Genomic DNA, 18,724 nt, shown 5'->3' on the forward strand with positions numbered 1-18,724 from the left:
CGGCATCCCGGTAGTCTCGGGGCACCGTTGCAAGGAGGTCGATCATGCGCAGCGTTCCACGGATCTCATCGGCGCTCGCGGCGGTGCTCGCTCTCGCCTTCGCCGCCGGAGTCGCGCATGCGGCGCCCGCGAGCGCGCACGAGGAGGCGCGCCGCGGCGCCGGACCAGCGGTCGCCCCGACCTCGGGCCCGAATCCGCTCGCTCGGGGTGCCGCGCTGCCGACCCATTCGGCTGCGGCCCAAGCGGCGTCGGACGCGCGAGCTCAGGGACGCACGGCGGTGGCCGATGCCTTCGACGTGATCGCGCGCATGCCCACCGCCACCTGGCTCGGGGAATGGTACAGCGATGCCGAGCTCGTGCAGGTGCTGCGGGCGGAGACCGCCGCGGCGGCCGCACAGAACAAGGTGGCGACGTTCGTCATGTACGCGATCCCTGCCCGCGACTGCTCCGCGTACTCGCAAGGCGGGCTGCCGGTCGAACGCTATGGGGAGTGGGCACGGCTGATCGCTCAGACGCTGCGCGGCACGGCATCCGCCGTGATCGTCGAGCCCGACGCCCTGTCGATGCTCGGCGACTGCGCGGGTCAGGGGCCCCGGACGACGCTGATCCGCGACGCCGTCCGTGCCCTCACCGAGGCCGGCGTCACCGCCTACATCGATGCGGGGAACGCGAACTGGGTGCCGCCCGAGACGATGGCGCAGCGGCTGCGGGATGCCGGCGTCCTCGACGGCCGCGGGTTCTCCACCAACGTGTCGAACTTCTCGCCGACCGCCGACGAGCAGCGGTACGCGGAGCGCCTGCGAGCATTGCTGGGCGGCAGCCCGCGGTACGTCATCGACACGTCGCGCAACGGTCGCGGGTGGCAGGGCACGTGGTGCAACCCGAGCGGCGTGGGCCTGGGGACGCCGCCGAGCGTCGGCGCGGATGGCTCCGGACTCGACGCGCTGTTGTGGATCAAGCGACCCGGCGAGAGCGACGGGACCTGCAACGGCGGTCCCGCGGCGGGCAGCTGGTACGAAGAGGCCGCCCTCGAGTTGGTGCGGAACCGCGCATTCTGAGGCCGACGCCGGCGATCAGGCCGTGCCCCAGGTCACGGCGATGACGGTGGCGTCATCCTCCTGTTCGCTTCCGGCGGCCCGAGCGACGAGTTCGCTGACGACGGTGTCGATATCGGGCCGGCTGCTGACGAAGTCGCGATAGCGGTCGATGGAGTCGAGCGATCCGCCGAACAGATCGAGTACGCCGTCGCTGACGCTGATGACGCTGTCACCGGGGCGCAACGAGAGCTCATCGCTCGTCCAGCTGGTCCCGACGCCGATCGGAAGGTGGCCCGAGCGGAGGAACTCGCTGGTGCCGTCCGCGCGACGGATCACGGTGAGGCCGTGACCCGCATCGACCCACCGCAGCATCCCATCGGGGCTGATGCGCGCGTGGAAGCACGTCGTGAACTGGGCTCCGATCGTGTCGGTCGGACCGGTGTTGAGACCGATCGCGGCGCGGCGGAGTGCGGCGGCGGGGTCGGGATCGTCGACGTTGCTCCGAATGACCGTGCGGACGGCGGCGGCGATCATACCGGGACCGACCCCCTTGCCCATGACGTCGCCGAGGGTGAAGGCGGTGCCGCCGTCGGGGGTGGCGTACCAGTCGTAGAAGTCGCCGCCCACGGTGCGGGCCGGGACGCACGCGCCGGCCACCCGGAAGCGCGCCGGCAGATCCGACCCGTCGACCGGCTGCAGAGACCGCTGGACGACGGCAGCCTGCGACACCTCGGCCTCGGCCAGACGCCGGTGCCACTGCGACGCCGTGAGCTTCTGCAGCGAGCGGCGCGACAGCTCGTTCACGACGGCGCCCGCTGCAGCGTAGACGAGTACGGCGATGATCAGTCGAACGAGCTCGCTCACGGTGAGCACCTGGTCGGGCGCGAGCACCAGCGGCAGCAGCAGCGTGACGCACACACCGACGAGCGGGAGCACGATGCGCCAGCGCCCCGGTCCGGCAGCGATCCAGATGACGGGGAGGACGACGATCGCGAGGAACACCGATTGCGTGTCACCCGTGCCGAACCGCAGCAGGCCGATCGCGATGAAGTCGCCGATCGGGATGACGAGCTCCGCACGCCGCAGCGCCGGCCATCGCGCCATGAGCGCGCCGAGGACGAGGAGCACGACGGCGAGCGCCGCTCCCTGCCACATCCTCGCCGCATCCGTCACGGGGAGCCACGGCACGGCGGCGCTCGCGATGGCCGCTCCGACGACGAACGCCGCGACGATGGCCTGCCGCGCGAGGTTCTCCCACGATCGGTGCACGGGCACCACGACCGCGGGAGCGGCCTCGACGGATGAGACCCGGGCGTCAGGCGGGGCGTGCGTCATGTCTTCAGTCAATACGACTTCCGGCCTCGGTGGGCGACGAAAGGGCGCCGGTTTTAGTAACACGAGCGTGCTAACATCGCTCCATTCGCCGAAATGAGAGGACTCGACCATGATCCTGGCCGCCATCATCGCCTGCGAGGTGGGATTCTGGGTTGCGATCATCGCGGGCCTCGTAGCCCGCTACGCGTTCAACCGACCCCGCCTCGGCGCGATGCTGCTCCTCGCCGCGCCACTGATCGACCTCGTCCTGCTGCTGCTCGTCGCGGTCGATCTGCTCGGCGGCGGGACGGCCTCCTGGCACCACGGGCTGGCGGCGCTCTACATCGGCATCTCGGTCGCCTACGGACACCGGATGATCGCCTGGGCCGATGCGAAGGTCGCCACGCGTTTCCGGGGCGCGGCGCCGCGCCCCGCGCTGTACGGCACCGCATACGCGATCGCCTGCTGGAAGGATGTGCCGCGCACGCTGCTCGCAGCCGCGATCGCGGCTGCGATCCTCGGCGGGCTCATCCTGCTCGTCGGCGACGCCGACCGCACCTCTGAGCTGCTCGGGTTCTTCCCGATCCTCGGGGTGATCGTCGGAATCGACCTGCTCTGGGCGATCAGCTACTCCGTGTGGCCTAAGCGCGCTCCGGTCGCTGCGGGATGATGATGACATGCCCCGCCTGATCGACCACGACCACCGCAACGACGAGATCGCCGCGGCCGCGTTCCGAGTGCTCGCCCGCGACGGGGTCGCAGCGCTGTCGGTGCGGCGGGTGGCCGACGAGGCGGGAATCGCGACGGCATCCTTTCGTCGGGCGTTCCCCACGCAGGATGAGCTACGCCGATTCTGCTTCGAGCGCCTCCAACAGAACGTTACGGCCCGTCTGCTCGCCGTGACCGGTCAGGGGCGCGAGCGGGCGATGCGCTGGATGCGCGAGCTGCTGCCGCTCGACGATTCGCGGCGCACCGAGCTCCTGGTTCAGCTGCAGCTGAGCCGGCTCGCCCTCACCGATGACGGCTTGCAGGGCCACGCCCGCGAGCTGCACGACGGCGTCCATCGCGTCTGTGCCGCCGTGATCAGCGAGCTCGGGGAGACGGGAGGTCTCGGCGCCGACATCGATCCGGTGCTCGAAACGGAGCGCCTGCACGCTCTCCTCGACGGGCTGGCGCTGCACCTCATCTGGACGTCGTCGACCGAGCCGGCCGTCGATGTCGACCGGGTGCTCGACCGTCACCTCGACTCGCTCGCCGGTTAGCGGGTCAGTCGCGGGTGTCGCTCGGAGCCGGGGCGTCGGCGAACTCGTCGACGAAGAGCGACTCACCGTCGAGCGTCTTGTTGCGGTACGCCTGACGTCCGACCATGTGGGCCGACAGCGGCGCCGTCGCGAGCTGGATCAGCGCCACCGGCACGAGGAAGGCCACGACCGGCCACGAGTGCAGCGAGACCCCCACGGCGATGCAGATGAGGATGAAGCCGAGGACCTGGGGCTTCGTGGCGGCGTGAAGGCGGGTGGGTACGTCGCGGAAACGCAGCAGCCCGATCGCCGCCGTGAGGCACAGCAGCGCCCCGATGAGGACGAGCACGAGGGCGATGACGTCGGTGATGCTCATGAGGCGTCCGTGTTGTCCTTCCGCGCGACGAAGCGCGCGATCGAGATCGAACCGAACACGCCGACCGCGGCGACGATCAGCAGCACGGGCAGGGTGCGGGTGTGATGGTTGATCGCCATCTCGGCGCCGAGCGCGCAGATCACGAGCGTCAGCAGCACATCCGAGGCGACCGCGCGGTCGAGGATCGACGGGCCGACGATGATGCGCCACAGCGTCAGCAGCGCGGACACCGCGAACACGACCGAGATGACGACGACGAGCCAGGTCATGAGCGCTCCCTCCGCAGGTCCGACAGCTGGTGCGCCTGTTCCTTCGATCCGACCGCTCGGACGATGCGCTCCTCCCAGTGTTGGATCTCGCGCCGCTGGTGCTCGAGCTGCTCCTGCGTGCGGATGCCGATGGCGTGCACGTACAGGATTCGGCGGTCGCGGTCGATGTCGATGATCAGCGAGCCGGGGATGAGGGATGCCGTCACCGCGACGTGCGTCATGATCAGGTCGTCATCGGTGCGCAGCGGCACGGCGATGATCGCGGCGCCCGGCTGACGGCGCGGATCGATGACCTGCCAGGCGACCAGCAGCGATCCCTTGACGAGCGAGAGGAGGAACTCGAGGAAGAAGACGACGCCCCACCAGATGTTGACCCGGCCCGACAGCTCGACCGGCGGCAGCCGGAACACGCGCGTCACGAAGAGGGCCACCACGATGCCGGTCAGCGCCGCGAGCACGGTGAACTGACCCCACAGCAGCATCCACAGCGCGACGAGCCAGACGAAGAACGGCAGCTGTCGCCAGAGCGCGGTCGCAGCGTTGCGTTTGGCGTCGCCCATCATCACTGCACCTCCTGCTCGAGCTGACTGATCGTGACCGGCTGCAGGAGCGATTCTCCGATGGCGGCGCAGAGGTCGTACAGGGGTCCGGCGAACACGGTCAGCGCGACCGTGACGGCGACCATTCCGGCCGTCGCGGTCGTCATGATGCGCGGGATGACGCGCTTCTCGGTCTGAACGTCGGCCCCTTCGGCATCCCCGAGGTAGGCGATGCGCGCGTCGGTCTCGCTCTCGCCCTCTCCGACCTCGTCCTTCTCGCGCCAGAACGACAGGTTCCAGGCGCGCATCAGGGCGTAGAGCGTGAGGAGCGAGGTGATGATGCCCGCGACGATCAGCACGTACATCAGCGGACTGCCCTCGTCGGCGGCCGCGTCGAACAGCGCGTACTTGCCGATGAAGCCGGAGAAGGGCGGGAGACCGCCGAGGTTGATCGCCGGGATGAAGTAGAGCACGGCCAGCAGCGGCGCCGCGCGCATGAGGCCCTTCACCTTCAGGATCGAGGTCGACCCGGCCCGTCGTTCAACGAGACCGACCGCCAGGAAGAGGGTCGTCTGCACGACGATGTGGTGGACGATGTAGTAGATCGTCGCGCCGACGGCGGCCGGCGTGGCTATGGCGAGGCCGAAGATCATGTAGCCGATGTGGCTGACCAGCGTGAACGACAGGATGCGTTTGAGCTCGGCCTGCGCGACGGCGCCGAGCACCCCGACGATCATCGTCGCCAGCGCGACGATCAGCAGCAGCGTGTTGACGCTGTTGTCCTGGAAGATCTCCGTCTCGGTGCGGATGATCGCGTACACGCCGACCTTCGTCAGCAGCCCCGCGAACACCGCGGTGACGGGAGCGGGCGCCGTCGGATACGAGTCGGGCAGCCAGAACGACAGCGGGAAGACGGCGGCCTTGATGCTGAACGCGAGCAGCAGCAGCAGGTGCAGGACGAGCTGCGTCTCCTGCGGCAGCTCCGTCATCCGCTGCGAGAGCTGCACCATGTTCACGGTGCCCAGCGCGCCGTAGATCGCCGCGATCGCCGACAGGAACAGGATCGACGACACCAGCGAGACGACGATGTAGACGACGCCCGTGCGGATGCGCGACTCGGTCGACCCGAGCGTGATGAGCACGTACGACGCGACGAGCAGGATCTCGAATCCGACGTACAGGTTGAACAGGTCGCCCGCGATGAAGGCGTTGAAGATGCCCGCCGAGAGGATGAGGTACGACGGGTGGAAGATCGAGACCGGCGTCTCATCGTCACCGTCGGCGGCGCCCTGGCCGACCGAGAAGAGCAGGACCGCGAGCAGGACGACGCTCGAGACGACGACCAGCAGCGCGGCCAGCCGGTCGACGTAGAGCACGATGCCGAACGGGATCGGCCACCCGCCGACCGAGACTGCGATCGGCACGCCGGTGGCGTTGATGACGTTCAGCAGCACCGCCGCGATCACGAGCGTCGCGGTGAGCGTGACGATCGAGACCCCGACCTGGATGCGGCGGCGGCGACCGAAGATGAGGGCGACCGCGGCCCCCAGCAGGGGCAGCGTCACGAGGAGGGGAACCAGGGCGCTCATCGGTCTCCTCCGGGGCGATCGGTGGGCGCGTCGTCGCGCAGCGCGTCGAAGTCGCGCGAGTGCAGCACGGTGATGGGTGACGTCTGGTCGCCGACGAAGTCGGTCGTCGCGTCGTCGTCTTCGTCGGTGATCTCCTGCTCCATCGCCTCCTCGTCTTCGGCCATGCGATCGCGCACGGCGAGGTCGGCCTCGTCATCCTCGACCGTGTCGGCCTGACCGAGCTGCCAGGAACGGTAGATCAGGGCGAGCAGGAAAGCCGAGACGGCGAAGGTGATGACGATCGCCGTGAGGGTCAGCGCCTGCGGCAGCGGGTCGCTGAACTCGGCAGGGTCATCGGCCGAGCCGTAGAACGGCGCGACACCGGGCGCCCCCATGACGACGAGGAGGAACAGGTTGGCCGCGTTGCCGAGCAGCAGGAAGCCGATCAGCACGCGGGTGAGGCTGCGCTCGAGCATCGCGTAGACGCCGGCGGCGAAGAGCACGCCCATGATGATGATCAGGATCAGTGAGACGTTCATCGGGCGAGCTCCTCTCGCTCCTTGCGCTGCCGGTCGACTTCCGCGCCCAGCGAGCGGAGCACGTCGAGGACGAGCCCGATGACCACGAGGTAGACGCCGACGTCGAAGATCGTCGAGGTGACGAACTCCACGTGGCCGAGAACGGGCAGCTCCGCCTCCCAGAACGTGCTCGTCAGGGCGGGCGCACCGAAGAAGAGGGGCACGACCGCGGTACCGACAGCCAGCGCCATCCCGACGCCCAGCAGTCGCCCGGCATCCGTCGGAGCGGCAGCCCCGAGCTCGTACGGTCCGCCCGCGACGTAGCGCATGACGAGCGCCATCCCCGCGACGAGTCCGCCGGCGAAGCCGCCGCCCGGCAGATTGTGGCCGGCGAAGAGCAGATACAGCGACACGACGATGATCGTGTGGAACAGGATGCGGACGATCACCTCGAGCATGATCGAACGCGTCTCGGGGCGGAGCTTCTGCCCGCCCACGAGCCAAGCCTGCCGCGACGATCCCGATCCGGCGCGGGGCCGCGGCCCCTCTGACGTCTCGACGAGCGGACGGCGCGTGCGCAGCGCGCCGGTGGGCAGCGACGAGATCGCACGAGAGAGCGTGTCGGAGCGATGCGTCACGAAGACGAGCGAGGCCACACCCGTCGCCGCCAGGATCAGCACCGACAGCTCGCCCATCGTGTCCCAGCCGCGCAGGTCGACGAGGGTGACGTTGACGACGTTCTTGCCGTGACCGATCTCGTACGCGAGGTCGGGGAACGCGGTCGAGATGGGCTCGGCGACACGGGCGCTGGTCGCGACGATCGCCACGAGCGCCATCGTCGCACCGACGCCGATGCCCAGCAGCGCGCGCCCGATCGGCCAGACCGAGGCATTGTGGTCGCCCATCCGCGAGGGGATGCGGCGCAGCACCAGCGCGAAGGCGATGAGCGTGACCGTCTCGACCAGAATCTGCGTCAGCGCGAGGTCGGGCGCACCGGCCGACGCGAAGAGCGCGACCATGCCGAGCCCCGTCACCGACACGAGCACGACTCCGGTGTAACGCTTGCGGGCCCGCACCGCGATGATGCCCGCGATGATCATGATGGGCGCGACGAAGACCTGCATCGGCGAGTGCCACGCGGCGAGATCGGCCTGCCAGCCGCCGTGCGCGATGAGCGCCGTGCCCTCGGCCGCGACGAACACGACGAAGATCGTGCCCACGTAGACCGGAAGCGACCCTCGCTGAGTGAGCGACGTCGTCCACACCGAGGTCCGCACGATGGCGCGAACCGTCCCGTTGTAGGCGTCGACGGCGGTGAAGGGCAGCCAGCGACGCTGCGTGCCCGGGCGCCGCCCGACGAACCAGAACAGCACGAGACCGGCGAGGATGCTGCCGACCGAGAGGAACAGCGCGGGTTCGAAACCGTGCCAGAGGGCGAGGTGGTACTCGTAGCCGTCGGCTCCCGCCGCCTCGGGCATCGTGGCGGCGTAGCCCGAGAACGCGGCATCGAGCAACGGTGCGGCGATGCCCCCGACGACGGTGAGGCCGCTCAGCAGCACCGGGGCGGCGAGGAATCCGATCGGCGGATCGGGCCACTCCGTGCGAGGCAGAGTCGCGCCTGCGGCATCCTTCTTCGTGAAGAACGCGCCCCACACGAAGCGTGCGCCGTAAGCCGTGGTGAGCAGCGAGCCGAGCACGATGCCGATCAGCGGTGCGAGGGCGAGCGGATCCGTGCCCCCCTCGAGCAGCGACGAGAGCGCGGCTTCCTTCGCGACGAAGCCGATGGTCGGTGCCACGCCCACCATCGAGGCGATCGCGATGATCGAGAAGACCGCGAGCGTCGGCGCCTGGCGCCCCACTCCCGAGAGCTCACGGATGTCGCGGGTCGACAGCTGTCGGTCGATGACGCCGACCACGAGGAACAGCGACGACTTGAACAGCGCGTGGCCGACGAGCAGCGCCAGGCCGGCCAGGGCGGAGTTGCGCTCGCCATAGCCGAGAACGACCGTCAGCATGCCGAGCTGGCTGACGGTGCCGAAGGCGAGGATGCGCTTGAGGTCGGACTCGCGCAGGGCCTGCAGACCTCCGAGCAGCATCGTGAAAACGCCGAGCCCGATGACCATGGGACGCCACGGGTCCTCGTGCGCGAAGGCGGGCGCGAGACGGGCGATCAGATAAATGCCGGCCTTCACCATCGCTGCGGCGTGGAGGTAGGCGCTGACCGGGGTGGGCGCGGCCATGGCGCCGGGCAGCCAGAAGTGGAAGGGGAAGATGGCCGACTTGCTCAGGGCACCGACGAGCGTGAGAGCAATCGCGATGCTGAGGAGCGCACCTTCCGGTGCTGGGGAGGAGACGATCGTGCTCAGGCTCGTGGTGCCGTAGAGCACGACCAGCATCACGACGCCGATCAGCATCACGAGACCGCCGAGGGTGGTGACCAGAAGCGCCTGGAGCGCCGCACGGCGGCTCGCTCCTCGGCCGTTGTAGAACCCGATGAGCAGGTAGGAGAGAACGCTCGTGATCTCCCAGAACATCACCAGCACGACGATGTCGTCGGTGAGAACGAGTCCGTACATGGCGCCGGCGAAGGCGAGCAGCACGGCCGCGAACTGCCCGACGCCGACCTTCTTGCCGTCGAAGTACCAGCGGCAGTAGATCATCACGAGCGCACCGACGCCGGTGACGATGAGCGTCATGATCCACGCGAGGGTGTCCATCCGCATCGACAGAGCGATGTCGAGCTGAGGGATCCAGGCGTATGACTCGAACGGAATGCCTCCGCTCAGAACCTCAGGAGCGCGACGGGCCGCGTCGACGAACGCTGCGATGGGCAGGAGTGCTGCGACGAAGAATGCGCGGGCGCCGATCCGCTTGATCAACCACGGCAGAACCAACGGAAGAACCGCGAACGCACCGAGGAAGATCAGCAACAGGCCTCCTCTGGGCGTGGGGGGTCGTGTCACCCATCTTACCGACAGGATGCCGGTCTACGGTCGATCGGCTAAGACTTGACAGCAACCGGCCCCGTCGTGTTCCCCAGACGGAACGTACTCGTGAACCATTGCGAGTCGGGCGTGTCTCCGGCTAGGAGCGCTGCCACAGCCTCGCCGGCGGCTCGCCCCTTCTGCCACGCCGGCTGCACGAGTGTGGTCAGTTCGTAGGGCGCGAGACCGTCGACCACGATGCCGTCGAAGCCCGTGATGCTGACATCCTCCGGTACCCGCAGCCCGGCCTCCTCCGCAGCGCGCAGCACACCCACCGCGAGCAGATCGCTCTGCGCGATGACCGCCGTCGGATGCGGGCCGTCGCCCGCGAAGAGCGCGCGTCCGACTGCCGCGCCGGCGTCGATCGAGCTGTCCCCGGCGGCGTAGGCAGCGGCATCCGGAAACACGTCGCGGAATCCGGCGAGCCGGTCGGCCACCACGTCGACCGACGTCGTGCTCTCGTCGTCGCGCGACAGCCAGCCCGACTCCGATCCCCACCGCACCGGCATCGTCACCGCGACGACGTTCGTGTGCCCGAGATCGCGCACGTGCTCGGCTGCGAGGCGCTGCGCCTCGCGGTTGTCGAGCGCGATCCGGGGCACCCCCTCGCCCCCGTCGCCTTCGATGACGACGACCGGGATGCCACGGGCCCGAACGCTCGCGAGGTGGTCGCGCAGCAGCGCGCTGCATCCGATCAGCACGGCGGCGTCGATGGGAGCCGTCATGAGCGTCGGCTCGCCCGCGACGACGCTGCCCTCGCGTAGCAGCAGCAGTCCGGCGCCGATCGGGGCGACCGCGTCGGCGAGCGCGTCCATCGTCGTCCGCATGACGGGGTCGCCGAAGACGCTGCCGAGCCGCCCGCCGCTGACCACCCCGATGATCCCGCTGCGTCCGCGCCGGAGCGACGCCGCGCGCGGGTCGGGTCCGAGGTATCCGAGCTCGGCGGCGGCCGCGAGGACCTTCGCGCGGGTCGCTTCGCTGACGGGCGTCTTGCCGCTGAAGACGACGGATGCCGTCGACGGCGAGACCCCGGCCGCATGCGCGACGTCCGAGATGGTGGGCCGACGTGCGTTCACGCCCCGATCGTACCTGGCCGTAGTGCAACGTCGAATCGATTCGGTACGCTGACCCGGTGACCGATGTGCTCTCCCGTTCCGTCTACCTGCGCTGGCGCAACGCCGTCTTCGCGATCTTCGCCGCGAGCGGCCTGAGTATCGCCACCTGGGCCGCGCGCGTACCCACGATCAAGGAAGACCTCGGCATCGAGAACCGCGAGATCGGACTGGCGCTGCTCGCGATGGGGATCGCCTCGATCCTCGGGCTCTCCGCGAGCTCCGTCATCATCGCCCGGCTCGGCACCCGCACCGGCATGTTCGGGGTGCTGATCACCCTGTCGATCGGCCTCGCGATCCTCGGGCTCGGCAGCGGCTTCTTCCACTCCTACGCCATGCTCATCGTCGGGCTCGCGCTCTTCGGGTTCGGCAACGGATGCCTCGACGTCATGATGAACGTCGACGGTGCCGCCATCGAGACGCAGTCGGGCAAGACGATCCTGCCGCTGTTCCACGCCTTCTTCAGCTTCGGCACCGTGATCGGCGCAGGGCTCGGCGCGATCGCCGCGAGCCTGCACATCGGCGTCGCCATCCACGCCGTGACCATCGCCGCACTCATCGTCGTGCTCGCGATCGTCGCGATTGCGAACGTCCCCCGCCGCGCGGTGACGGATGCCGTCGCCGCCGACGTCGCGGCGCCGGAGGCGGCCGCCGACGGCCCCGCGCCCGGGTGGCGTCAGCGACTCGCGGTGTCGCTCTCGGCCTGGCGCGAGCCGCGCACCTACACGCTCGGCATCATCATGCTCGGCATGGCCTTCGCCGAAGGCGGTGCGAACGACTGGCTCGCGCTCGGCGTGGTCGAGCACGAGGGCGGAACCGCCGCCATCGGCGCCGCGGCCCTCACCGTCTTCAGCGTGTCGATGACCGTCGTTCGCGTCTTCGGCGGACCCCTCGTCGACCGCTTCGGCCGCGTCGCGACGCTGCGCGTGCTCGCCGTCGCCGCGACAGCCGGCATCCTGCTGTTCATCCTCGCCCCGAACCTGCCGCTCGTCTTCGTGGGAGCCGCACTGTGGGGCATCGGGGCGTCGCTCGGCTTCCCGCTCGGGATGTCGGCCGCCGCAGACGACCCCGCCCGCGCGGCCGCCCGCGTGAGCGCCGCCGCGACGATCGGTTACGTCGCGTTCCTGTGCGGACCGCCGATCCTCGGATTCATCAGCGACCACATCGGCCTGCTGCCGACGCTGTTCATCCTGGTGGTGCTCGTCGCGGCATCCGGTCTCGCCTCGTCGGCCGCGAAGCCGCTGCCCGGAGCCAAGGTCGGCGCCGGCCGCCACTGACCCGTCGCGCGAGGTCCGCGCCGCTTCACCGCGCCGCGAGGTCCCAGTTTGGCCGGGTATCCCGTCGCCATTCCGGCCCAACTGGGACCTCGGCGGAGCGGTGAAGCGGGCGGGGGCAGATGGCCTGACGGACGAGTCGGGGTCGTGTGAGCCGAGCCGGTCCCGCCCGGTCAACAGGCTCAACCGTGCTCGCTGACGGCCCGCGGGGCTTCAACGGCAGGTGAGCCTGACGACGGGACAACCGGCAGATGCCGGCGCGGTAGCTCAGAACCGCGGCAGCGGCACCCCCATGCCGCGAAGCAGGGCGCGCACCGCGTCGACAAGCAACCCGGTGGGGACGGGCGCGGCGAGCGCGTCGGCTGCGGCTCCGTCGAAGAGCCAGCGGATCGCGCGAGCCTGGCCGGTGCACCTCGCCGGGTCTGCATCGAGAGCCTGCGCGAGGTACTGCGTGAGGAAGTCGTCGATCGCCGCGGTCTCGGCGGCGAGCGATTCGCGGACGGGCTCGAGCCGTTCGACGTCGCCGATCGCCCGGACGAGCCCGGGGTACAACTCGTCGGCGAGCTCCGCCTCGAGGTGCGCGGCATAGGCCAGAACGGCATCCATACCCGCTGCCCGCTCAGTGATCTCGGCGAGCGCCCGTTCCGTCTCGGAGCGCCCGGCCTCGAGCACTCCGACCAGGAGGTCGAGCTTCGTCGGGAAGTAGTGGAACAGCGTGCCCGACGACACGCCCGCGCGACGGTGGATCGACGCAGTGGTGGCGGCCGCGTATCCGGATGCGGCGAACTCGGCGGCCGCCGCATCCAGGATCACGGCACGCCGCTCCTCAAAGCGTTCAGGATCGCGACGGCGTGGCACGGGAGCCACCCTAGCCCGCGAAGCTTTACTAGAGCAGCAACTCTAGAGCGGTTACTCTGATGTCGTGGAATCGGAATCGAACCCCGCCACGGCACCGACGAACGCGACACCGCCAGAGCCCCGGCACCAGCCGCAACGGCCGCAACCGCCCCGCCCCCGCGCGCTCGCCTGGACGACCGTCCTGGTCGGCATCGGTCTCGCGTGGTCACCGATGTGGCTACCGGAGGTGCTTCGCGCCGTCGGAGCCGACCCGCGCCCCCCGCTCGCGGCGATCGGGCTCGCGGGACCGGCGGCCTCGATCTTCTGGAACTGCCTCGCGACGGCGCTCGTCCTCGCGTGGGTGTTCGGTGTCGAGCGGCGCGGGCTGTCGTCTCTGCGCATCGTGCGGCCGACTGGCAAAGACCTCGAGTGGGCACTCATCTTCTTCGGTGGCGCCATGGCCTGGAGCTGGCTCGCGCAGCTCATCCGTCCGCAGAACGCACCCGACACCGGCTCCGCCACCATCGCGGCGCTCCCGATCCTGGTGGTCGTCGCGATGATCCTGAGCGCTGCGATCTGCGAAGAGATCCTGTTCCGCGGCTATCCCCTCGAACGATTGACCGAGCTCACGGGGCGACGCTGGGTCGCGGTCGCCACGACGCTTCCGTTCTTCGTCGTGCCACATCTGTTCACCTTCGGACCCGAGTGGCTGCTCTACCACGCGAGCGGAACCGTGGCGATCTACGTGCTGTACCTCTGGCGCCGCAACCTCGTCGCCTGCATGGTGCTTCACGCCGCCGTCAACGCGCCGATCCTCATCCCGACCGTCGCTGCGCATATCGGCTGAACACGCGGGCGCGCGCCCGCGCCGGCACTCTGCCAGGATCATCCGCGATGACGATCTCCACACAGCCCTGGTACCTCCCGGCATCCGACACCGGCGTCCACCTCGACATGATCCCCGAGCAGGTTCTCCATGCCCTCGGGGCAGGTGACACGGCGAACCTCGACCCGATCTACGCCAACCCGTTCCTCACAGGCCCGGAATGTGACTGGCTCTGGCGGCACCGCAGCGCACAGGTCGGGAACGCGCCTGGTGACGCTCCGTGGATCACCCGGCTCATCATCGATCCCCAGCGCGACGCCGCCGTCGGCGTGGCCGGCTTCCACGGCCCGCCGGATGCCAGCGGCATGGTCGAAGTCGGGTATCGCGTCGACCCCGCGCTGCGGCGCCGCGGTTATGCACGACAGGCTCTCGAGACCCTGCTCGACGTGGCACGCAGCCACCCCGATGTGCGCACGGTGCGCGCGACGATCAGCCCTGACAATGTCGCGTCACGAGCGCTCATCGACGGTTACGGGTTCGTCGAGCGCGGCGAGCAGTGGGATGACGAGGATGGTCTCGAGATCATCTACGAGCTCTCCGTCGCCGACGCCGACGCCGACGACGCCGCCGCCGCCGCCAGCGATAGCGCTTAGGCTCGACGGGTGCGTCTGGTCATCGCCCGCTGCTCCGTCCAGTACACGGGGCGCCTCAATGCTCACCTTCCGCTCGCCACCCGTCTGCTGGTGCATAAGGGCGACGGAAGTTTGCTCGTGCACTCCGACGGCGGGTCGTACAAGCCGCTGAACTGGATGAGCCCGCCGTGCACGCTCACGGTCGAGACGCCCGAGGACGACCCGGATGTCGAGGAGCAGGTCGTCGAGCAGTGGCGGGTGACCCACGCGAAGTCGGGCGACACCCTCGTCGTGCGCATCTACGAGATGATCCACGACTCGTCCCACGAGCTCGGCGTCGACCCCGGTCTCATCAAGGACGGCGTCGAGGCCGATCTTCAGCGCCTGCTCGCCGAGCAGGTCGAGGTGATCGGTGAAGACCTGACGCTGGTCCGCCGCGAGTTCCCGACCGCGATCGGACCGGTCGACCTGCTGCTGCGCGATCCCGCGGGCGGAACGATCGCCGTCGAGGTCAAGCGCCGCGGCGACATCGACGGTGTCGAGCAGCTCACGCGCTATCTCGAGCTGCTCGGCCGAGACCCGCACCTCGCGCCCGTCACCGGGGTGTTCGCGGCGCAGGAGATCAAGCCGCAGGCGAAGGTGCTCGCCACCGACCGCGGCATCCGCTGCGTCACGCTCGACTACGACGCCATGAAGGGCATCGAGTCGGGCGCGCCGCGCCTGTTCTGACGCGACGCGCCCGCAACCGCGAGCCGTCAGGAGCCGAGCTTCGACAGCTCCTCGAACTCGTCGTCGGTCAGCTCGATCTCGGCGGCGCGGAGGTTGTCCTCGAGGTGCGCGACGCTCGAGGTGCCCGGGATCGGCAGCATGACCGGCGAGCGCTTGAGCAGCCACGCGAGGGCGATCTGGGCGGGGGATGCCTGCTTGCGCTCGGCGAGCTCGCTGAGCGGCGAGTCGGCACCGGTCAGGCCGCCGGTCGCGAGCGGGAACCACGGGATGAAGCCGATGCCCTGCTCCGTCGACCAGTCGAGGAGTTCCTCGGCATCCCGCTTCTGCAGGTTGTAGAGGTTCTGCACCGACACGATCGTGGCGATCTGCTGCGCGGCCTTCACCTGATCGACGGTGACCTCGGAGAGTCCGATGTGGCGGATCTTGCCCTCGTCCTGGAGCTTCTTCAGCTCGCCGACCTGGTCCTCGAGGGGAACCTGCGGGTCGATGCGGTGCAGCTGGAAGAGGTCGATGCGGTCGAGTCCGAGGCGGCGAAGGCTCATCTCGGCCTCCTGGCGCAGGTACTCGGGGCGCCCGAGCGGCGGCCACTCGTTGGGCCCAGTGCGCGTGAGGCCGGCCTTCGTCGCGATCACGACGTCGTCGCCGTAGGGGTGCAGCGCCTCCTTGAGGAGCTCCTCGGCGACGTAGGGGCCGTACGAGTCGGCGGTGTCGAAGAAATTCACGCCGAGCTCGACGGCGCGCTTGAGCACGCGGATCGCCTCGTCGTGATCCTTCGGCGGACCCCAGACGCCGGGGCCGGTGAGCTGCATCGTGCCGTAGCCGAGGCGGTTGACCTCGAGGTCGCCGCCGATGCGGAAGGTGCCGGAAGCGTGGGCTGAGGACGTGCTGGATGTCGTCATGAGGATGTCAGCGCGCGGGAGCCGCGAGACATTCCCGCCACCCGCATAGCCACCCCGGCGGGCCTCATGAGCGAGACCCATAATGGGGCGGTGCCGAAGATCACCGCTGCGACCGTCGCAGAGCACCGCGTCGCTCAACACGGAGCGCTCCTCGCCTCGGCGAAGGCGATCATCGCCGAGGCCGGCGTCGCCGCCATCACTCCGCGTTCGGTGTGCGAAAGGGCGGGCCTGTCCCGGTCGAGCTTCTACGAGTACTTCCCCTCCAAGGACGACCTCCTCGCCGCGATCGCGATGCAGGCGTTCGAGGAATGGGGTGCGGAGCTCGAGGCCGCGATGGATGCCGCAGCCCCCGGCCGCGCTCGCCTGCACGCCTACGTCACCGCGACGATCCGGATGACCGCTGATGGCAAGCACACGCTCGCCACGGGCCTCCAGCAGACCGACATCTCGCCGAAGAACGTCGAGGCGATCATGGCGATGCACGACGCCCTCACCGCACCGCTGCGTCACCTTCTCGAAGAGCTCGGAATCCCGGGTGCCGCAACCCGTGCGGCCCTCGTGCAGGGCGTCATCAACGCCGGCATGCAGCTCGTGGAGCACGGGGTCGACGCCGACGATGTGATCGCGGGAGTCATCGGGGTTCTCGATGGGGGCGTGCACGGCGCATGCGACCGCGTTCCGAAGATGGTCGACGGCCCCCTCACGCCGTACTCCGCGTCATCGCGCACGTAGGGTGGGACCTATGACCCGATCGCCGTTCTCCTGCGTCCTGTGGGACATCGACGGCACGGTCGTCGACGCTTCCGAGGGCATCCTCCGCCGCCTCACGATCACGCTCGAGCACTTCGGCCGCCCCGCGCCGACGCGCGAGGAGCTCATCCACTGGATCGGTCCGCCGATGCACGAGTCGTTCCAGACGAACCTCGGGATGACGCCCGAGAAGGCGACCGAGGCGGTGTCGTTCTACCGCGTGCTCGGCAAGGCAGACGGCTACACGACCGGTGCACGCCTCTACCCCGGCGTCGCCGACCTCATGGTCGAGCTGGATGAGGCGGGCGTGCCGCAGTCGACGGCGAGCTCAAAGCCCGAGATCCAGGTGCGGGCGCTCATGGAGCACTTCGGCCTCGCACCGCGCCTGCGCGAGATCGTCGGGGCCACGAGCGACGAGAAGACGCTGAGCTCGAAGTCGGACATCGTGGCGGAGGCTCTCCGACGCCTGGCCGCCGACGGCATCGACGTCTCGCGGCCGGTGCTGATCGGCGACCGTCACCACGACGTCGAGGGCGGCGCCGCGAACGACGTGCCGGTCATCTTCGTGTCGTGGGGCTTCAGCACTCCCGAGGAGGCGAACGGCGCGATCGCCGTGGCAGCTGACATCGACGAGCTGCGTACGCAGCTGCTTCCTGCCGGCTGAGCGTCGGGGCACTCCCCCATTCGACGCCCGGGCTGCGTGCCAGAAATGCAGCGCCCGGGCGTCGACGGATCCCCCCGGATACGTCACGCGATGCGTGACGGGATAACTGTACTGATCTTCGCCGCGCACCGATACCCGTAAATGAGACGGATTTCATCCGCGTAGCGTGCCGGTGTGACTCACGTGGATCTCCGCCCCTTCGACGATGACGACGCGGATGCCGTCTTCGAGATGATGCGCGACCCGGATGCCGTCGCCCAGGCCGCCTTCACTGCCGACGACCCCTCCGACCGCGCCGCGTTCGATGCGTGGCTCGAGCGGCACCGCGCCGACGACCGGGTCTCGATGTTCGTCGTGACCGATGACGGCGGCTTCGCCGGAACCGCCGCGGCCTTCACCGTCGACGGCGATCGCGAGGTCACCTATTGGATCACCCGCCACGCCCGAGGTCGCGGTGTCGCCTCGGCCGCGCTGCGCCTGCTCGTCGCCCGCGAAGCGGAGCGCCCGCTCTATGCCCGGGTCGCCGCCGACAACGCGGCATCCATCGCCGTACTCACCAAGAGCGGCTTCAGCGAGATCCGACAGCAGCGGGCATACGCCCCCGCCCGCGGCGAAGAGATCGACGAGTTGGTGTTCGCGCTGCCGCCCACCCTCGACGGAATCTGACGCGACTGTTCGATGTCGGGCGAGCCGTCAGGACCCGACATTGTGGCGGCGAGCGGGACTCAACAGAATCGCCTCCATCGCTGCTTGGTACGCCTTCCTTCGTAGGCAGCTCCCCGACTGGGAGCTCTTGCTCCGACCACCAGGTCGGCAGCCCGCGCTCGTTCCGCTTCTCTTCGAGGTGGTCGATGACCTCCTCTAGAAGCACGGCGTTCGAGACGCCGGCGTGCTGGGCGAGCTGATTGAGCCGGTCCTTCGAACCCGCTTGATCGCCCAACCCCGGCTCCCTGGGTTCTCACGCGAACCCCACGGGAGACGACGGTCGGTCATACCGCGACACCAGCCATAGACCGAGCGAGTCGCGAGTAACACGCCGCGTGTTGCCATAGATCAAGACAGAGTGACACGGACGTGTCAACTACTTGAGCTGCCGGCGCCGGCGGCAGCGGGGGAGCGCGTCGGCTCGGAACGCCTCAAGGGTGCTGCGCGGAT

At 69.4% G+C, this 18,724-nt stretch carries 20 protein-coding genes; 10 read left to right on the forward strand and 10 right to left on the reverse strand.

The window, feature by feature from the left end; translation table 11 throughout:
- Nucleotides 1–44 precede the first annotated feature (44 nt).
- Nucleotides 45–1,058, forward strand: coding sequence for a glycoside hydrolase family 6 protein (locus tag ABIC53_RS12285; RefSeq protein ID WP_274179056.1), 1,014 nt, complete (start codon nt 45–47; stop codon nt 1,056–1,058).
- A gap of 15 nt (nt 1,059–1,073) precedes the next feature.
- On the opposite strand, the gene ABIC53_RS12290 is transcribed toward ABIC53_RS12285, so the two are convergent.
- On the reverse strand, nt 1,074–2,372 hold the full coding sequence (locus tag ABIC53_RS12290; protein ID WP_274179057.1) for a PP2C family protein-serine/threonine phosphatase: 1,299 nt from the start codon (nt 2,370–2,372) through the stop codon (nt 1,074–1,076).
- A 109-nt stretch (nt 2,373–2,481) separates the two neighbouring features.
- On the opposite strand from ABIC53_RS12290, the gene ABIC53_RS12295 reads away from it, so the two are divergent.
- Both ABIC53_RS12295 and ABIC53_RS12300 read left to right on the forward strand, forming a co-directional pair.
- Nucleotides 2,482–3,021 (forward strand): hypothetical protein, encoded by a 540-nt coding sequence (locus ABIC53_RS12295; protein ID WP_274179058.1) that lies wholly within the window; start codon nt 2,482–2,484, stop codon nt 3,019–3,021.
- 7 nt (nt 3,022–3,028) lie between these two features.
- On the forward strand, nt 3,029–3,613 hold the full coding sequence (locus ABIC53_RS12300) for a TetR/AcrR family transcriptional regulator (protein ID WP_274179059.1): 585 nt from the start codon (nt 3,029–3,031) through the stop codon (nt 3,611–3,613).
- 4 nt (nt 3,614–3,617) lie between these two features.
- Here ABIC53_RS12300 and mnhG read toward each other — a convergent pair whose 3' ends face one another.
- The 7 genes from mnhG to ABIC53_RS12335 form a co-directional block, all read right to left on the reverse strand.
- Complete coding sequence (gene mnhG / locus ABIC53_RS12305; protein WP_112615611.1) at nt 3,618–3,968, reverse strand: monovalent cation/H(+) antiporter subunit G; 351 nt, start codon at nt 3,966–3,968, stop codon at nt 3,618–3,620.
- On the reverse strand, nt 3,965–4,237 hold the full coding sequence (locus ABIC53_RS12310) for an MrpF/PhaF family protein (protein WP_114587494.1): 273 nt from the start codon (nt 4,235–4,237) through the stop codon (nt 3,965–3,967). Before ABIC53_RS12310 ends, mnhG begins: the two co-directional genes overlap by 4 nt.
- Nucleotides 4,234–4,797, reverse strand: a complete 564-nt coding sequence (locus tag ABIC53_RS12315) for a Na+/H+ antiporter subunit E (protein ID WP_378718927.1) — start codon at nt 4,795–4,797, stop codon at nt 4,234–4,236. The genes ABIC53_RS12310 and ABIC53_RS12315 overlap by 4 nt, the downstream gene beginning before the upstream one ends.
- A 2-nt stretch (nt 4,798–4,799) precedes the next feature.
- Nucleotides 4,800–6,365, reverse strand: coding sequence for a Na+/H+ antiporter subunit D (locus ABIC53_RS12320; protein WP_274179060.1), 1,566 nt, complete (start codon nt 6,363–6,365; stop codon nt 4,800–4,802).
- On the reverse strand, nt 6,362–6,883 hold the full coding sequence (locus tag ABIC53_RS12325; RefSeq protein ID WP_269266802.1) for a Na(+)/H(+) antiporter subunit C: 522 nt from the start codon (nt 6,881–6,883) through the stop codon (nt 6,362–6,364). Before ABIC53_RS12325 ends, ABIC53_RS12320 begins: the two co-directional genes overlap by 4 nt.
- Nucleotides 6,880–9,792: a Na+/H+ antiporter subunit A gene (locus ABIC53_RS12330; protein ID WP_274179061.1), complete on the reverse strand. Its 2,913-nt coding sequence runs from the start codon at nt 9,790–9,792 to the stop codon at nt 6,880–6,882. The genes ABIC53_RS12325 and ABIC53_RS12330 overlap by 4 nt, the downstream gene beginning before the upstream one ends.
- Nucleotides 9,793–9,863: 71 nt before the next feature.
- Nucleotides 9,864–10,922: a LacI family DNA-binding transcriptional regulator gene (locus ABIC53_RS12335; RefSeq protein WP_282501786.1), complete on the reverse strand. Its 1,059-nt coding sequence runs from the start codon at nt 10,920–10,922 to the stop codon at nt 9,864–9,866.
- A 56-nt stretch (nt 10,923–10,978) separates the two neighbouring features.
- Between ABIC53_RS12335 and ABIC53_RS12340 the strand changes: the two genes are divergently transcribed.
- A complete protein-coding gene (locus ABIC53_RS12340) occupies nt 10,979–12,235 on the forward strand; it encodes an MFS transporter (RefSeq protein WP_274179063.1) in 1,257 nt (418 codons plus the stop codon).
- Nucleotides 12,236–12,499: 264 nt separating this feature from the next.
- Here ABIC53_RS12340 and ABIC53_RS12345 read toward each other — a convergent pair whose 3' ends face one another.
- Nucleotides 12,500–13,045, reverse strand: a complete 546-nt coding sequence (locus ABIC53_RS12345; protein ID WP_274179064.1) for a TetR/AcrR family transcriptional regulator — start codon at nt 13,043–13,045, stop codon at nt 12,500–12,502.
- 109 nt (nt 13,046–13,154) lie between these two features.
- On the opposite strand from ABIC53_RS12345, the gene ABIC53_RS12350 reads away from it, so the two are divergent.
- Genes ABIC53_RS12350 through nucS form a run of 3 tightly spaced genes read left to right on the forward strand, consistent with a single transcriptional unit; the run spans nt 13,155 to nt 15,256 of the window.
- Entirely contained in the window at nt 13,155–13,916 is a 762-nt protein-coding gene (locus ABIC53_RS12350; RefSeq protein ID WP_274179065.1) for a CPBP family intramembrane glutamic endopeptidase, read from the forward strand.
- Between the two features lie 47 nt (nt 13,917–13,963).
- Nucleotides 13,964–14,548, forward strand: a complete 585-nt coding sequence (locus ABIC53_RS12355) for a GNAT family N-acetyltransferase (RefSeq protein WP_354451678.1) — start codon at nt 13,964–13,966, stop codon at nt 14,546–14,548.
- 9 nt (nt 14,549–14,557) lie between these two features.
- On the forward strand, nt 14,558–15,256 hold the full coding sequence (gene nucS / locus ABIC53_RS12360) for an endonuclease NucS (RefSeq protein WP_091501312.1): 699 nt from the start codon (nt 14,558–14,560) through the stop codon (nt 15,254–15,256).
- 26 nt (nt 15,257–15,282) lie between these two features.
- Here nucS and ABIC53_RS12365 read toward each other — a convergent pair whose 3' ends face one another.
- Nucleotides 15,283–16,155, reverse strand: a complete 873-nt coding sequence (locus tag ABIC53_RS12365; protein ID WP_274179067.1) for an aldo/keto reductase — start codon at nt 16,153–16,155, stop codon at nt 15,283–15,285.
- 90 nt (nt 16,156–16,245) lie between these two features.
- Between ABIC53_RS12365 and ABIC53_RS12370 the strand changes: the two genes are divergently transcribed.
- From ABIC53_RS12370 to ABIC53_RS12380, 3 genes are all read left to right on the forward strand, one after another.
- Nucleotides 16,246–16,887, forward strand: a complete 642-nt coding sequence (locus ABIC53_RS12370) for a TetR/AcrR family transcriptional regulator (RefSeq protein WP_354451681.1) — start codon at nt 16,246–16,248, stop codon at nt 16,885–16,887.
- A gap of 10 nt (nt 16,888–16,897) precedes the next feature.
- Nucleotides 16,898–17,569 (forward strand): HAD hydrolase-like protein, encoded by a 672-nt coding sequence (locus ABIC53_RS12375; protein ID WP_354451683.1) that lies wholly within the window; start codon nt 16,898–16,900, stop codon nt 17,567–17,569.
- Nucleotides 17,570–17,743: 174 nt separating this feature from the next.
- Nucleotides 17,744–18,235, forward strand: a complete 492-nt coding sequence (locus ABIC53_RS12380; protein WP_282501783.1) for a GNAT family N-acetyltransferase — start codon at nt 17,744–17,746, stop codon at nt 18,233–18,235.
- Nucleotides 18,236–18,724 lie beyond the last annotated feature (489 nt).

Source organism: Microbacterium sp. 1262 (genome assembly GCF_040544895.1).
Lineage (GTDB): Bacteria > Actinomycetota > Actinomycetes > Actinomycetales > Microbacteriaceae > Microbacterium > Microbacterium plantarum.